The organism is Xanthocytophaga flava (assembly GCF_030068545.1).
In the GTDB taxonomy this organism is placed as follows: Bacteria; Bacteroidota; Bacteroidia; order Cytophagales; family 172606-1; genus Xanthocytophaga; species Xanthocytophaga flava.
This window is the reverse complement of the sequence record NZ_JASJOR010000002.1, coordinates 97,650-112,253: the sequence shown is the minus strand read 5'-3', so window position 1 is coordinate 112,253 and position 14,604 is coordinate 97,650. Positions and strand designations below refer to the sequence as shown.

The window sequence follows — 14,604 nt, the reverse complement described above, 5'->3', positions numbered from 1 at the left end:
GCTTAATTTCATTAGATTCAGTAACGTTGCCTCATAATTAGTGTGTTATTTGTTCAGCTACCTATGAAAAGTCTATTGGTCAGTGTAATTATATTCTTATTAGTTAGTGCGTGCGCCAAACAGGAAAAAGAAACACAAAGCAAGGATAGCCAGAAAGGGAAGCAGAAGTATCAAAAAATACGTGAGAGAACCGTTTCTTTTGGCTATGATAATGACATAATAGGTTATAAAAAGACAAATGACAACAACTTCCTCTTTTATATAAAAGTAGATCCTCAGAAAGTCAATACAAAGGAAGAAGCTGAAAGAAATGTCAGGTATTACTTTTTGAAAGTCAACCCACAGGGAGATACAATCAGCAGTATACCTGTTTCTTTTGAATACCATTTGGGAAACTATGTTGAAAGTGAAGATAGCTACTATGTGATTACTACGGCTTTGCTAAATGGCGGAAAATACACAAGAGATTTTCTAAATAGATATGACAAACATTGGAAGCTTATATGGTCACGAAGAATTGATAAACCCAAACGTGCGGATATTTCCACAGTTCTAACATTGACTCCTAATAAAGAATTGCTTGTGATAGGTAATCAATGGAATAGGAAATACACAATGAATGGTCTCACCATTATGCGTTTTACTCTGGATGGCAAGATGCTTACGGAGAAATTTATTCCGGCAGAAAAACGTAGTAATCCTGTTTCTCTTATCCCTTCAGCAGATGGAACCTACTTTCTAACAACCTGGAAATATCATCCTACATCTAAATACCCTTACAATTTACTTTGGCTGTTAAAACTGAACCAGCAAGGAGATACTCTCTGGACAAAAACGTATACTGATCTTTATCCAGGACCAACTTTGCTGACTTGTAAAGGTGATTTGGTTTGTTATGGCAGACAGATTGTTTCACCTTACGGACAAGATATATATTCTTTTAAGGTAGTTGTTCTTGACCAAACTGGGAATATAAAATGGCAAAAAGTATTTTTTCGACATGCATATCTGGGAACGGGTGATATTGTAGAATCCTCAAACGGTAATTATTTGTTCACAGGAGTAGTACATCCACTTGCCACTAGTGAAGGAAGTGGATCTCTGTTTGAGTTAAATAAAAATGGTGATTTAGTGTACCAGAAAAAATTTGAATACGATTATATACGAGATGGTGTCCCATTTTTAGTCGAGTCAGAGAAACAACTGTTATTGATAACAGAGGATCAGATTGATCGATTTAAAAAAGATAGTGATCCGTATCACCATATAATACGAATCACCAGTATATCAGAATAAAAAGATAAATTATCCTCATTTACTAAATGTTTTAATCAATAGGAAAGCTATAAAGTCAGAACTGGCTCTGAACAGTATTACAAGGTATCGCTTCACTTCTTTTTTTGTCCGCTTTAGTAATGCTCCTTTTTCATTTTTTCAGATACCGTTTAAAAAACTATTCAAGCTTCAACGGAGGACCCACTACTTGCATTTCATTTTTTGAAAATTCAGATGCTATCTCAGCTGCTGAGGGCTCATGATCCAGTCCCGCAACATTCACAAAAAAGTTTTCCAGTTTTCCTGCCGGCTGCAAGATTACCAGCATCTTCCCTTTATCTGCTGCCTGAGTCCATGCATGGGGAACCTGACGAGGCAGGAAAATACTGTCTCCCGCTGTAAGATGGTATTTGTCTTCACCAACTTTAAAAAGATAAGATCCTTCTATCACATAAAATATCTCATCCTGTGAAGGATGAACATGCAGAGGAGTTCCTCTTCCTTTACTTAAAGACGTTTGTTCAAAGATGGCTAAATCTCCATTAGTATCACTACCTGATATTTTTACATCAAGAACGTTCTGATTGACACCTTTTAAGGTTAGATGGCCATATTTTCTTCCTTCACCTGCACTAATCTTAAATCCTTTGTTTATTCTGTCAACACTATTTTTGATCTTACTCAATGCTAAAAGAGGATAACCAATAAGGGAGAGAATAACAGTAAGAAAGGTGTAGCGTTTCATAAATGGGTTGTTTTAAGGTTTGAAGACTCTGGTATTTTTATATCGTAGAAATGGTATTGGGGAAATGTAACAGATCAGGTATATACTAGAGAAAGATACCTGGATAAGAACTATTTTCATATAACCCTTTTTCTCATTTAATTACATTTTACTACAAAAACTACGTGGTTGCCTTACCCTTTTGGGTAATGTATAATGCTTTGATTGTGAATTGTTTGTGTTAAATGGTTAGGTAAGATTTAAGTAGTTGAAGCAGTGAGGCTGTGTAGAATAGTATGTATCTTAGCCCCAATACTGAATTCCATTAATTTGACTATAGAGCAGGAATAGCGTAATATGACTCAAAAAGAGTAGCAAATTGTTAAGACGTGTGGTTACTCGCTTTTCTGTATTCCTGTCATTTAATTAGCTTCATGTCATTACTAGAAAGAGAAAATCTATTCCGTTTGTTACGGTCTGGTGAACGGGTAAATGCCTTATTGGGACTTACTCTCGCTGAGGAACTGAATGTAGATATTCAGCCTTTTCTGGAAGACATTGAGATACTATACTCATGGATGTATAATAAGCAGGATACAACCACTATCGAGACAGCACAGAAAATTGTGACTATATTTTCCTGTGAAAAGCTGGTTGTTTCTGATTGGGACCCGGAAGTGAATGCTGTACCTATACCTGTACAAATAGGCTATCTGCTCAATGTAAAGACATTGAGGATCTTGGGAGAGATGATTGACAATATTCCTGCAGAAATAGGAAAGTTAACACAACTGACTGAATTATATATTGCTGGCACCCAAAAACTCAACTCACTTCCTACTAATATTGGAAAGTTACATCAGTTGCAATCATTGACTCTATTGTTACATGGTTTTCAGGATTTTCCAAAAGAAATACTATCGCTTACAGCGTTACAATACCTCAATCTGGAATCTAATTTTCTTACTCAGCTTCCCACACAGATTGGACAACTCACTCAACTGACCGAACTGCGGTTGGTGAGTAATCAGATTGAGAGATTACCAGCAGAGATTGGTAGCCTGGTACATCTCTCCGTACTTGATATGAATCAAAACCGATTGACTTCCCTTCCCGCTGAGATCGGAAATCTTACCCGGCTTGAGACATTATTCTTTTCTGTCAATTTATTAGATACATTGCCCTCCGAGATTGGCAAGCTAGTGCGAATTGAAAGAGTATTTCTGGTAGAAAATAAATTTGAACAGTTTCCGGTTGTACTGACACAGCTTACTCAGTTAAGAGATTTGTATCTGTCTAAAAATCACTTGCGTGTTATTCCTGCGGACATTGGCTTACTCACTCAATTGGAAATACTGATTCTGGATGAGAACCAACTGGAGTCTTTGCCACCAGAAATAAGTAAGCTGACTAAACTGAAATATTTAAATCTGGTAGGGAATCCACTGACAGTACAGGCAAGGGCTGATGTAACCAAATGGTTACCGAAATGTATCATTCAATTTGAAGGTTCCTGAGCCGATAAGATATGATACCAGCACATATTATACAATTAATCCTATCTATATCTTTGACAGGAGCATCTTTTTGGTCATTTGGATCAAAATGCCTATACCGAGTATTAATGCCAGCAGAGAGCTTATCACAACAGCCTTTATCTGGACCGTATCTAACATAGAGAAAGACCATAGAACAATTCCAGCTAACATTGCTGCAATAATTTTTCCTGGCCAATGTGCCATTGCTGGTTTTTTCGTACTGACTATTGAAATTTGCTCCTGTTGATAGGTATCAACAATCAGAGAGGTAAGCTGATCTGAAAAAGAATCAGATGGAACCTCCATACCCTCTTGTTTCAGAATTGTCCGCAGTGGGTCTTCTCTAAGTCTGGTTTCTTTCATAACAGATCTTTTATTTCCTCATCTAACACTCTTTTCAATTCCTGTTCCAGTTGCTTCCTGGCTCTTAGCAACTGCATCTTGATTGCCGACGTTTTCTTGTCCATGATCTCACTGATTTCGGCAATACTTTTGTCGCCCATGTAATATAATGTCACAACCAGATAGTCATCAGGCATCAGGTGACTTAGTGCCTGTTGAACATATTTTTTTCGGTCCTGGTTCTGAAGGTCATTCCATTCAACATGTGCTTCTGTTTTCAATGACTCCTGCAATAGCGTTGACTCAATCCCAATATGATTTATAGGCTGACACTTTCGTTTGGTTAATGCAGTATTATACACAATGCGGTAGAGCCAGGTAGAAAACTTAGCTGTTTTATTAAACTTGTTAAGGGAGGCAAACGCTTTCATAAAGGCATCCTGCATCACTTCTTCTGCATCTTCTTTGTTGTGAACAATCTTCAACGCAATGGTATAGGCCATATTAGTATACCTTTTTACCAGATAGGTCAGTGCCTGCCTGTCCCCACGGATTGCTTTTTCCAGTATCTGCTGTTCCTGTATGGTATCGCCTGATTGTGTCATCAAGGTATTAGACTATTGATCTAGCCGATTGGTCACACATTTTCTTTTTTTAATAAAATACATCCTACTAATGTGACCATTTGGTGATACGTATAGTCTTATGTGAAAAATAACAAAACATATCTACTTATATGCAAGTAACATCAGCCATTGTATTAATTGCTCTACCACTTATTCTGACAATTTTTGGTATCGCTTACTATTACATTACTGCCCGTAACAAAGAACGGATGAGTGTTCTGGAAAAGGGTTTACCTCCGGACTACTTTAAAGATACTCCCAATTTTTTTCCTTTTATACTCATGCTTGGTATTGTAAGTACAGGCATTTCATTAGGTATCGCACTTGGAGCATATTTATGGTCACTGGAAATTGAGGCGATGAGAGGTTTTATCTTCCCTTTTGTCATTTTCTTTTCCTTAGGTATCAGCCTGATAGTCTCCTACTTTGTACTAAAGTCTATACAGAAAAAAAACTGATTTTTACTCTTTACTACTTACAACTATGACTACACTCAAATTAATAGCCTTCTATCTTTGTATCCTGTTCGTTTCAGTTCCGAATGTTTTTTCTTAATCCGGAAAAGATAGCTATTCCAAAGAATTTGATATGGGAGAAAATATCCCTTTCATCTATCGATCTGGCATCATATGGAGGCGTTTATAAATCGGAGACAGAGGGAGAACGAATTATTGCCTATAAAGATGACCGACTGGTATTGTATTCCAAAGGAGGAGAGAAAGTCGAGTTAGTACCTTATGCCAAAGATAGATTTTATTTGTCCAATCAACTGGCTACGCTGGAGTTTACTAAAGATATCACTACAGATTCCTGCTCATTCATTCTACAGAGTATAGGTACCCCTGTCTTCTGGAAACGTACTGAGAAAAATGTTCAAAAGTATAGTGCCATTCCACTTTCAGTTGAGGCATTGAAAAGATACACAGGTGCCTATCAGTTTGTACCTGAATTTGTTATTACTATTACTCTGGAAGGAAATACATTATATGGAAAAGCAACCGGACGGGGTCAGATGAAACAGGAAATTCTTCCGTATGCACCAGACAAATTTTTCGCCAAAAATCTGGATGCCACGCTGAAATTTATGCTAAATGAACAAGGTGTAATTACAGGAATGATTCTATTTCAGAATGGTGAGAAAAAGGCGCAGAAGATCAATTAACTAAAAGGGCTACTATAAATAGGGTAGAGGTGAAGACAATAGTACCTCTACCCGAAGTAGTCACTTTTGGGTTTGAGTAAACCCAATCAGATTTTATGTGACAAGTTTCTACTGGATATGTAGTAGTCTATTGTGCTATACTCTCCACCATAAAATCAATGGTAAGTTCAACAATCTCTTTGTGGTGGTTCAGTCCCCAGTAAGCAGGGTATAAACCATCTCCCCAGCCAGAGGCAAACATCATCACATTTAAATCAGATTGTGGATCTGGAAAGTGATTATTCCAGTCCCCATCCAGGGAAGAATACTGGTTTTGAGAAGAGTACGATTCAAACTCATCTGCCAGGATATCGTCATAGTAACTCTTCTCTGTGTTTGTATGAAGCTCATTTATTTTCTGCTGATACAACACATTGGTTTGTTCATCCAAAAAGCAAGCTAGTCCGGCATCCACTGCGAACCCGAAAAAATCATCTTCCTCCAGCTTCTGGAGTTCATCGATATCCATATCTTCAGAGACTGCCAGTAGCCATTGAGTAGCTGTTTCCGTGTTAAACTTAATCTTGGCAAATGCAATACGATAATGCTCAGGTTCTACTTCCCGAATATATAACACAACCGGGTATTTGCCAGGGGTAACGGCTTTAACAAAAGGTTTACCTTCCGCAAGAAAAAAAGGATCTCCTGCTATGATTCTTCCTGTAGGCAGGTTTAGTTCTCCAATCGGTACTTCGATCAGCTTTGTCAGGTTATTGGACGCAGACAAATCAAAATAGATTTCTATGTCGTTGTGGTTCATTATAAAGTTTTTAATTCTGAACTTGTTATAGTGTAATTTATAAAGCTGCAATGGCAGACTTTGTTTAAACTACCTCACTGTATTAGGATTTGCTGTTTACACAATAGTGTGGACAATTTTGAGAGAATCGGGGAGAAACTCAAGCCTTTGTGCAAAGATATTTTCAGATACCTTTAGACGACAAGCTGAAACGAAAAGCTCCCAGGCCTGTCATTTCTGATAGGGTAGTATTAAGTCTGTCTTAACAACTGAATATCTTTCTACTGATTCGGAAAATGGGGTGTTCCAGAAAAATACAATCTCCTCTTAAATTTGATAAATAGCAGACATATCCTCAGATGTAGCAAACACACTGGTCAGTTAGTACTAGCAAATAACACTACAAATCTTTTGTAATACAGCTACCAACTGTATCGGAATATTATTTCCTGGATTGTTGTGTTTTTAATTCCTTGATAAAAGTTTCATATCCTTCTATATCATTTACAATTTCCCAGGCACGCTTGTATTCAGGTATACCATTCCGATATCGGTTGTCCAGCCATGAGTATATCTCTGTTTTATTCATTTTAAGTAAAACCATTTTTTCCAATGCCATCACATGAAGGTGATTGAGCACCACAGCAGGTTCAGATGCATACTTCTGGCGCATAGCAGATACCTCATATACAGACCGAGTGTAGGTATGCATGATCTCATGAAAAAGTATTTCAGGAAAAGCCCATAGCGGTCTGGGTTTCTCAGCAGAAGACAAAAAGTTTTTCATAGGAATAATAAGCGGAGAGCTCATTGCTGTAAAATCGCAGGCTGTAAGTGTTGCCTGCATTTCCTTATAAGGGAAAGGAAGTCGGATTTCATTGAGTGCTGTTTTCAGATATACAGGTCCTTCCGTATCCCACAATTTCTGAAACTCGTTCAGCCTTCTGAGAATTTCATCGGCGTCTTCCTGTTTGACAGGCTTGTTCATTGATAGTCCGCATTCTTTGTCAAATGGACCTCCGTTCTTGAGATAAATCAGATAGATCACAGGAGTCTGCACTGAATTACTCTGACTTTTCGCAAGAGTAAGTGCAGATAAAACCAGGCAAGCAGATAAAATAATTTTATGCATAGATTTGTGGTGTTAAAAAATAGTGTTTTTAAGAGTGTACCCACTAAATCTTCCTGGTACAACCCTATCTCTGTTATTAGTAGCAAAAGATAAGGGGTTGGTAATCATGTGGTTTAGTAAAAGTAGGCGTGTAGTCTGGCTAATAGCCTCTTTAACACATATACTCCGCAGCTATCTTTTGTTTAGAAGTCAAGATGTATAACAGTTCAGATAAATGTTTTGCTAAGGCTTTGGACAACATCAGCAAAAAAATCAAAAGTATATGCCCTGATTTAGCACGATTTCAGATCAGCTACTTAAATCAAATGATGAAGCTGTTTAAATAAATTTTAAAGCAGCGAAAGGTAAGATTTTGTAGCGAGCCGAGTTATTTACCTATAGACCAATCGCAACATAGCCAGCGGCTATGGACCGGAAAATAGGCGAAGGCGCAGCCTATGTGTTTTTAGTTCTTAAAGAACTTTATTATTATCTGCCTTTGCAGCCTTTACTAATTTGTTTAAACAGCTTCGATAGCTAAAGCATCCAGACAATCATTGTAGGTGCAAAATTTTTGAAAAAATGGCACTACTTATTCTGTATAAGTTTTGTACCATATTTTTTCAAAACAGTTAGAAATTTGCTGCGGTCTTCCAGGTAGATATTGCTCATCAGAATAATGCCCATTTGTTTCGTAAACAGGATATTGGTACTTACTCCCGGATCGTCCCCATCGTGTCCTATAAATCCATCGTTATACAGATTCCACAATACTCCCTTGTTACGGTTTTTTAAACTAAAGTTTTCAGGCAAATGATCTGCTGAGAAGGCTGGAGTGAACATCAGATGGTATGAGTCTTTATCAAGCAAGGTAGAGCGCCCTGCCAGACCCCGTATCATTTCCTATACATAGTTACTCAAGTCCTGTGCTGAGGTACGTAAGCCTCCATCCGGATAGGTAATTAATGAGTAAAAGGGAATGGCAATTTCAGTAGTAAAATAAGGGGTGGCATGCTGGTTCTGTATAGGCTTTTCCAGAAACCAGCTGGAGTGATGCATACGCAAAGGTTTTAAAATGTTGGTCTGAGTAAAGTCGGCAAAGGACATTCCGGCTTTGACTTCAATCAGATAAGCCAGTAATGCGGAGCCGATATTACTGTAACTGGACCGGGTACCTGGTGAGGAAGGATAAAAGTTCTTCTGTGTATACAATGTCCCTTTCGGAGTAAGATAATTTTGCAGGAAACTTTGTAGAGTTGTATCCTGTATACCGCCTACGTACCCATATTGGTGCATGAAAGTCTGTAGGATAGGGTCAATGGTGGCAGTGTGCCTAAACAGGTAGGAACGATGATAAATACTATCATTATCTATAATACCAGAGGTATGCGTAACTAAATGTTTAATCAGAATAGGCTGATTGGGAAAAGAAGGATTCGCTACCTTGAAAGGAAGTATGGTATTGATGTCAGTCTCCAGGGTAAAGTATCCTTTTTCAATGGCTTTCATCAGGGCAACAGCAATGAAGGTTTTACTAACCGAACCGATATTCTCAATCGTATTTATCGTAAAGGGTTGCTTGTTTTCCCTGTTTGCCCAACCAAGAGATTTTTTGTACACAATTTTATCCTGATTTACGATCACCACGCTCACGCCTGGCAGTTTAGCTTCCGCACTTAATTTTGTCAATGCCAGATCCAGGGAATCACGATAATTTTGTGCCAGTAAGACTGCTGATTCTGCTTGAAAGAGCAGAAAAAAGAATAGGATTTTAACAAATGTTGGATGTACTTTTAGTATTGAATAGAATTAAGAATAAGGACTGTCAGGAATCTAAAAGAGGTGTTTTTCTCCATTTTGGCAATAAAAATACAGTTTTGTTTCACCAATCCTATACTTTCAGACTTATCACCCGAATTTATTAAAAGTATCCTGATAAATCCTAAGTGGTTTCTACTAGTAGTGAAAACATCCACTAATAAAGAGATACATGAATCTATTATTTAGGGCAACACCCAATAAACATTTTTAGGGTAACTAATAAGTAAGAATACTGGAATTAATAAAAAATATCTGAGAAGCCTATTGATGAGGCATGCTTTTTTGGTGAAACCCTATATCATAAGAGTTCATATGATAGAATTGATAAATAGCATAAAACAGTAAAAGCCTCCTGTTTTCGGGAGGCCTTTGCATTCATACTAGCCAGCTTGTTTATACTGGTAAGTTCAACTTCTACCCGCACATCAATCTCTTTAATAGTCTACTAAACAACACAAACACCTTAAACCAGTATGATAGCTGAACAAACTCCTGACATAGATACCTTGTGTATCAACACCATTCGCTTTCTATCAGTAGATGCTGTGCAGAAAGCAAACTCGGGACACCCGGGAACACCCATGGGGGCAGCGCCTATGGCGCATGTACTCTGGAGTCGTATAATGCATTACGATTCGCAGGACCCTGACTGGCCCAACCGGGATCGGTTCATTCTTTCTGCAGGACATGCCTCTATGTTGCAATACAGTATCCTGCATTTAACCGGCTATGATCTGTCGCTGGATGATCTGAAGCAGTTTCGTCAGTTGGGTAGCAAAACTCCAGGCCATCCGGAAGTAGACATTACGCCAGGAATTGAAATCACTACTGGCCCGCTGGGTCAAGGATTTGCCAATGGAGTCGGATTTGCTATCGCCCAGAAATTCCTGGCTTCCCGGTACAACAAGCCTGGTTTTGATCTGTTCAATTACCGCATTTTTGCTATTTGTTCTGATGGTGATCTGATGGAGGGTATTTCCTCTGAAGCGGGTTCACTAGCTGGTCATTTGCAACTGGGTAATCTGATTTATCTGTATGACGATAATCACATTTCCATTGAAGGTGATACCAATCTGGCTTTTAGTGAGGATATTGTCAAACGATTTGAAGGGTTTGGCTGGCATGTACAGGTACTAGAAGATGGAAATGACCTGAAAGCATTGCAGATAGCTATTGACGCAGCCATTCAGGAAAAGAACCGTCCGTCTATTATCAAAATTCGTACCCATATTGCTTATGGTAGTCCCAACAAAGTGGATACAGCTGGTGCACATGGCTCACCATTGGGTGAAGAGGAAATCCGTCTGACGAAACAAAATATGGGATGGGATCCGGACAAACAATTTTATGTGCCTGAACAAGTATATACCTATTACAATCAAGCTGCTTCACAGAGCAGAAAGCATCACCAGATATGGAAAGAACTATTTGATCAGTACCGTAAGCAGTTTCCTGAACTGGCTGATGAATATTTGAATCTACGTCAGTTTCACTATCCACAGGGATGGCAAGAGTCAATACCTGTTTTTGACCCTGCCAAAGAATCTTCCATGGCAACCCGTTCGGCGTCGGGAAAAGTTATCAATGCTTTGAGTACTATATTTCCAACCCTTATGGGTGGAGCGGCTGATTTGTCCCCTTCTACTGATACATTTATCAAAGGCTCGGATAGTTTTCAGGCTGGTAGTTACCATGGTCGTAACCTGCATTTTGGCGTACGGGAACATAGTATGGGCGCCATCATCAATGGCATAGCTCATACTGGTGGTATTATTCCCTTTGGGGCTACGTTTCTGATCTTTTCAGAATATATGCGGCCACCCATTCGGATGGCTTCCATTATGCGTTTTCGCCCTATCTTCATTTTTACTCATGACAGCATTGGTTTAGGAGAAGATGGTACAACTCACCAACCAATAGAACAGCTTATTTCTCTGCGTTCAATTCCTGGTATTATTGTCCTGCGTCCGGCAGATGCTAATGAAACAGCACAAGCCTGGAGAGTAGCTCTTGAACATACACAGGACCCTGTACTGCTGATTCTTTCACGCCAGAAATTGCCTGTATTGGATCAAACTAAATATGCTCCGGCAAAAAATCTGGAAAAGGGAGCCTATGTACTCAGTGATGCAGAGGGAACACCTGAACTGATTCTGATTGCAACAGGCTCAGAAGTATCACTGGCTCTGGAAGCCCAGCAGAAGCTAACCAGTGAAGGTGTCCGCGTTCGGGTAGTAAGCATGCCTTCGTGGGAGTTATTTGATAAACAAGAGGCTACCTATCGCAATAGTGTGTTGCTACCTGAAGTGCGTAAGCGTATAGCCATTGAAGCAGGTTCTCCACTGGGATGGCACAAATACGTTACTGATGAAGGAGGTATTATCGGGATCAATCGTTTTGGGGAATCTGCCCCTGCCTCTGACCTGATGAAAGTTTTTGGCTTTACAGTAGACAATATCTGTGAGAAGGCAAGGCAATTACTTGCTGGAGAAGACATTACGCCTCAGGTGAAAGAAATAGCATCACACAAATAAAGTGTATCCTGGCAAAAGAAAACTACGGACTACCAACCCATTGGCCTGCTATCAAATAATGGTCAATGGGTTATCCGTTGCATCTTATAAGAGTAAGATTTGTGCATAGCCTTTTTTGAGCAGAATTCCACAACTTAGTGATTGAATAAAACTATGCCCCGTTATAGATAAAATATACGCAACAACTTATCTGAATCACAAGTCACAATAAATAACCTTGTAAATATGAATCTTTGGGAATGGTTGTTTGATGGGGAATAATTCTTAGTGTAAGAAAATAATTAGTCTGGAAAAGAAGTTTATGCTTTTCCATTTTAAATCTAAACCATAGATTGATAAAGTTGCGACTGCTATAAACAAAAAAAGTCTCTTTCACAGAGACTTTTGTGTAAAGGGATTATATATGCCAGATATATTAAGCCAACTGAACATTAACTGCATTCAGTCCTTTTTTGCCCTTCTCAACTTCAAAGGTAACTTTATCGTTTTCTTTGATTTCGTCAATGAGGCCTGACACATGAACAAAAATATCTTCATTGGAAGAGCTGGATTTAATGAATCCAAAGCCTTTTGTTTCATTAAAAAACTTTACTGTACCTTCTTGCATTAAATTAATTTTTTAAGTGATTTTATAAAGTTAGAGCTATTTGATGAAAATAAAAAATATAATACAATAAATATTTCATAATCAGGTGAATATGGTTTGTTGCTTCTCGAAATCGGGTTGATTGTCAGAGTACTAATCTGTAAGAAAACATCCACTGGCCAGGCTAGTTTTTATACTGAGGCTGATAAGGATTCAGAAGATCTGAAAAGCCTATTTATGTATACCCCTGAATTATCAGAATGACCCTAAGAAATGATACGGTTATTTTTCTGATTGAAAATAATAAGAGAAGCTTTAGTATCCTATAGGTAAAACAGGATAGTCAGAGCATATCTGACAAGCACCTACACGCGCTAGCTTATTATATGAGAAGGGAGTTTTCCTTTTGAAAGGAAAAAAGATTGTTACCCATAAACATGGCTGCCAATGTTCATTGTCTCTGCCATATTTATGGGTACTTCATGTAGCATCTGATCAAAATAAATGGATTATTAAAGTATGCTACTAGGCTAACTGAACATTAATAGCATTCAGACCTTTCTTACCTTTTTGTACTTCAAATGTCACCTGATCCCCCTCTTTGATTTTGTCAATGAGGCCTGACACATGAACAAAAATATCTTCATTGGAAGAGCTGGATTTAATGAATCCAAAGCCTTTTGTTTCATTAAAAAACTTTACTGTACCTTCTTGCATTAAATTAATTTTTTAAGTGATTTTATAAAGTTAGACAGAGGAATCGAGCATAAAAAGACTTTCAGAATAAAAATTTAAAAATCAGATAATTTCTCATTCATTAGCTCTAAGAAGCTGTCTTAAAATAGGTAGAAACAAAAAAAGGCATTGAAAAAAGTTGAATTTTTGTCGTGACCAAACTCCAAAAAAACAACTAGCCAATGCCTTCATCAAAGAAAAAACAAAAAAAGAAATCGACCAAAAAAACACAATCAAAAACCACAGACACAAAGTCGGCAGATTTATCGAAAGCATCCACTCAAATAGTCAAACAGAAGGTAAGTGGACAGAAGGTAAGTGGACAGAAAGTATATTGTAGTGATTTAAGTGAAAAAGCCTGGAAAAATCTTGAACCTTTACTGCCTAAAAAACAAACAGGTAAAGTGGGCCAAACAGGTAAAGTGGGTCGTCCAACCAGCGATCTTCGCTTGATCATCAATGGAATCTTATATGTGTTACGTAGTGGCTGCCGTTGGGCGATGTTGCCCAAAGAGTATCCTTGTTTCAAAACCGTATATAGCTATTTCTGGCGTTGGAGCCGGGAAGGCATCTGGCAAAAGATCCAGGTGGCCTTGGTCAAGAAAGTGAGAAAAAAGGTAAAAAAACGAAAAGAAAGACCTTCTGCTGCCTGTTTAGATAGCTGTTCGGTAAAAACTACCCAGATAGGCGGAGAGGAGAGAGGTTATGATGCAGGCAAAAAGGTAAAAGGCAGAAAACGGTTTATTCTCGTGGATACAGTCGGTTTATTACTGGCTGTCATTGTGGTAGGAGCACATACAAGTGAAAAGGCAGGGGCTCAACTACTGCTTGAAAAGATCAAATCATCAAAGCGGCTTTCCAATCTGTGTCGAAGAATCAAACTGGTTTGGGTTGACGGAGGTTATCAGGGAAATGAACTGGTCCAATGGGTTAAACACGTTTGGAATTGGAGCTGGCAGGTGGTTAAGCGAAATGAAGATCAATCCGGCTTTGTAGTTTTGCCCAGACGCTGGGTAGTAGAAAGAACTTTTGCCTGGTTATCTTTTCACAGACGACTCAATAAGGACTATGAAAAGACAACCCAAAGCAGCGAAAATTTCATTTACATTGCGGCTATCGATCTAATGTTAAAAAGACTCTAATACTATTTTAAGACAGCCTCTAATAACTATTGAAAAACAGATAGCCACAAAAGAAGATATAGATGAATAAATTATCAAAGTCGTTTCGTGGTATGAGTAAGGGCAGTCTATGTATTTTGGTTCTGTAAGAAATGTGTTGATATTTACTTTGGTGGTTTTTAAGTAAAATTGACAGAAGGTAGCTTGCGAAAGGAATTGAGAGATCAATCTATGGATACACTACTAAACAA

At 38.3% G+C, this 14,604-nt stretch carries 15 protein-coding genes; 6 read left to right on the top strand and 9 right to left on the bottom strand.

Going from position 1 to position 14,604, the window contains the following annotated elements; translation table 11 throughout:
* Positions 1-63 precede the first annotated feature (63 nt).
* On the top strand, positions 64-1,296 hold the full coding sequence (locus QNI15_RS03230; RefSeq protein ID WP_314030481.1) for a hypothetical protein: 1,233 nt from the start codon (positions 64-66) through the stop codon (positions 1,294-1,296).
* Positions 1,297-1,453: 157 nt separating this feature from the next.
* On the opposite strand, the gene QNI15_RS03225 is transcribed toward QNI15_RS03230, so the two are convergent.
* Positions 1,454-2,020, bottom strand: a complete 567-nt coding sequence (locus QNI15_RS03225; protein ID WP_314030479.1) for a cupin domain-containing protein — start codon at positions 2,018-2,020, stop codon at positions 1,454-1,456.
* Positions 2,021-2,433: 413 nt separating this feature from the next.
* Between QNI15_RS03225 and QNI15_RS03220 the strand changes: the two genes are divergently transcribed.
* On the top strand, positions 2,434-3,516 hold the full coding sequence (locus tag QNI15_RS03220; protein ID WP_314030477.1) for a leucine-rich repeat domain-containing protein: 1,083 nt from the start codon (positions 2,434-2,436) through the stop codon (positions 3,514-3,516).
* Positions 3,517-3,561: 45 nt separating this feature from the next.
* On the opposite strand, the gene QNI15_RS03215 is transcribed toward QNI15_RS03220, so the two are convergent.
* On the bottom strand, positions 3,562-3,900 hold the full coding sequence (locus tag QNI15_RS03215) for a hypothetical protein (protein WP_314030475.1): 339 nt from the start codon (positions 3,898-3,900) through the stop codon (positions 3,562-3,564).
* Complete coding sequence (locus QNI15_RS03210) at positions 3,897-4,484, bottom strand: RNA polymerase sigma factor (protein ID WP_314030912.1); 588 nt, start codon at positions 4,482-4,484, stop codon at positions 3,897-3,899. Before QNI15_RS03210 ends, QNI15_RS03215 begins: the two co-directional genes overlap by 4 nt.
* 131 nt (positions 4,485-4,615) lie before the next feature.
* Here QNI15_RS03210 and QNI15_RS03205 point away from each other — a divergent pair, with 131 nt between their 5' ends.
* Entirely contained in the window at positions 4,616-4,963 is a 348-nt protein-coding gene (locus QNI15_RS03205) for a DUF6249 domain-containing protein (protein WP_313982238.1), read from the top strand.
* Positions 4,964-5,046: 83 nt separating this feature from the next.
* On the top strand, positions 5,047-5,667 hold the full coding sequence (locus tag QNI15_RS03200; protein ID WP_314030473.1) for a DUF3471 domain-containing protein: 621 nt from the start codon (positions 5,047-5,049) through the stop codon (positions 5,665-5,667).
* A 127-nt stretch (positions 5,668-5,794) separates the two neighbouring features.
* On the opposite strand, the gene QNI15_RS03195 is transcribed toward QNI15_RS03200, so the two are convergent.
* The 4 genes from QNI15_RS03195 to QNI15_RS03180 form a co-directional block, all read right to left on the bottom strand.
* Positions 5,795-6,466, bottom strand: coding sequence for a DUF4241 domain-containing protein (locus QNI15_RS03195; RefSeq protein WP_314030471.1), 672 nt, complete (start codon positions 6,464-6,466; stop codon positions 5,795-5,797).
* Positions 6,467-6,887: 421 nt separating this feature from the next.
* Entirely contained in the window at positions 6,888-7,577 is a 690-nt protein-coding gene (locus tag QNI15_RS03190) for a hypothetical protein (protein WP_314030469.1), read from the bottom strand.
* A 567-nt stretch (positions 7,578-8,144) separates the two neighbouring features.
* Positions 8,145-8,456, bottom strand: a complete 312-nt coding sequence (locus QNI15_RS03185) for a hypothetical protein (protein ID WP_314000735.1) — start codon at positions 8,454-8,456, stop codon at positions 8,145-8,147.
* Between the two features lie 3 nt (positions 8,457-8,459).
* On the bottom strand, positions 8,460-9,245 hold the full coding sequence (locus QNI15_RS03180) for a serine hydrolase domain-containing protein (protein ID WP_314030467.1): 786 nt from the start codon (positions 9,243-9,245) through the stop codon (positions 8,460-8,462).
* 605 nt (positions 9,246-9,850) lie between these two features.
* Here QNI15_RS03180 and tkt point away from each other — a divergent pair.
* Positions 9,851-11,911, top strand: a complete 2,061-nt coding sequence (gene tkt, locus QNI15_RS03175; RefSeq protein WP_314030465.1) for a transketolase — start codon at positions 9,851-9,853, stop codon at positions 11,909-11,911.
* 415 nt (positions 11,912-12,326) lie between these two features.
* Here the strand turns inward: tkt and QNI15_RS03170 are convergent, their stop codons facing one another.
* Positions 12,327-12,518 carry a cold-shock protein gene (locus QNI15_RS03170; RefSeq protein ID WP_313982248.1) on the bottom strand — a complete coding sequence of 64 codons (192 nt, stop codon included), beginning with the start codon at positions 12,516-12,518 and terminating at the stop codon, positions 12,327-12,329.
* A 504-nt stretch (positions 12,519-13,022) separates the two neighbouring features.
* Positions 13,023-13,214 (bottom strand): cold-shock protein, encoded by a 192-nt coding sequence (locus tag QNI15_RS03165; RefSeq protein ID WP_313982249.1) that lies wholly within the window; start codon positions 13,212-13,214, stop codon positions 13,023-13,025.
* A gap of 200 nt (positions 13,215-13,414) precedes the next feature.
* On the opposite strand from QNI15_RS03165, the gene QNI15_RS03160 reads away from it, so the two are divergent.
* A complete protein-coding gene (locus QNI15_RS03160) occupies positions 13,415-14,374 on the top strand; it encodes an IS5 family transposase (protein ID WP_314030464.1) in 960 nt (319 codons plus the stop codon).
* Positions 14,375-14,604: the final 230 nt, after the last annotated feature.

What these genes read in the sequence shown, in the direction of transcription:
- QNI15_RS03230 (WP_314030481.1), top strand. Translation starts at nt 64, where the DNA reads ATGAAAAGTCTATTGGTCAGTGTAATTATATTCTTATTAGTTAGTGCG.
- QNI15_RS03225 (WP_314030479.1), bottom strand. Translation starts at nt 2,020, where the DNA reads ATGAAACGCTACACCTTTCTTACTGTTATTCTCTCCCTTATTGGTTAT.
- QNI15_RS03220 (WP_314030477.1), top strand. Translation starts at nt 2,434, where the DNA reads ATGTCATTACTAGAAAGAGAAAATCTATTCCGTTTGTTACGGTCTGGT.
- QNI15_RS03215 (WP_314030475.1), bottom strand. Translation starts at nt 3,900, where the DNA reads ATGAAAGAAACCAGACTTAGAGAAGACCCACTGCGGACAATTCTGAAA.
- QNI15_RS03210 (WP_314030912.1), bottom strand. Translation starts at nt 4,484, where the DNA reads ATGACACAATCAGGCGATACCATACAGGAACAGCAGATACTGGAAAAA.
- QNI15_RS03205 (WP_313982238.1), top strand. Translation starts at nt 4,616, where the DNA reads ATGCAAGTAACATCAGCCATTGTATTAATTGCTCTACCACTTATTCTG.
- QNI15_RS03200 (WP_314030473.1), top strand. Translation starts at nt 5,047, where the DNA reads ATGTTTTTTCTTAATCCGGAAAAGATAGCTATTCCAAAGAATTTGATA.
- QNI15_RS03195 (WP_314030471.1), bottom strand. Translation starts at nt 6,466, where the DNA reads ATGAACCACAACGACATAGAAATCTATTTTGATTTGTCTGCGTCCAAT.
- QNI15_RS03190 (WP_314030469.1), bottom strand. Translation starts at nt 7,577, where the DNA reads ATGCATAAAATTATTTTATCTGCTTGCCTGGTTTTATCTGCACTTACT.
- QNI15_RS03185 (WP_314000735.1), bottom strand. Translation starts at nt 8,456, where the DNA reads ATGATACGGGGTCTGGCAGGGCGCTCTACCTTGCTTGATAAAGACTCA.
- tkt (WP_314030465.1), top strand. Translation starts at nt 9,851, where the DNA reads ATGATAGCTGAACAAACTCCTGACATAGATACCTTGTGTATCAACACC.
- QNI15_RS03170 (WP_313982248.1), bottom strand. Translation starts at nt 12,518, where the DNA reads ATGCAAGAAGGTACAGTAAAGTTTTTTAATGAAACAAAAGGCTTTGGA.
- QNI15_RS03165 (WP_313982249.1), bottom strand. Translation starts at nt 13,214, where the DNA reads ATGCAAGAAGGTACAGTAAAGTTTTTTAATGAAACAAAAGGCTTTGGA.
- QNI15_RS03160 (WP_314030464.1), top strand. Translation starts at nt 13,415, where the DNA reads ATGCCTTCATCAAAGAAAAAACAAAAAAAGAAATCGACCAAAAAAACA.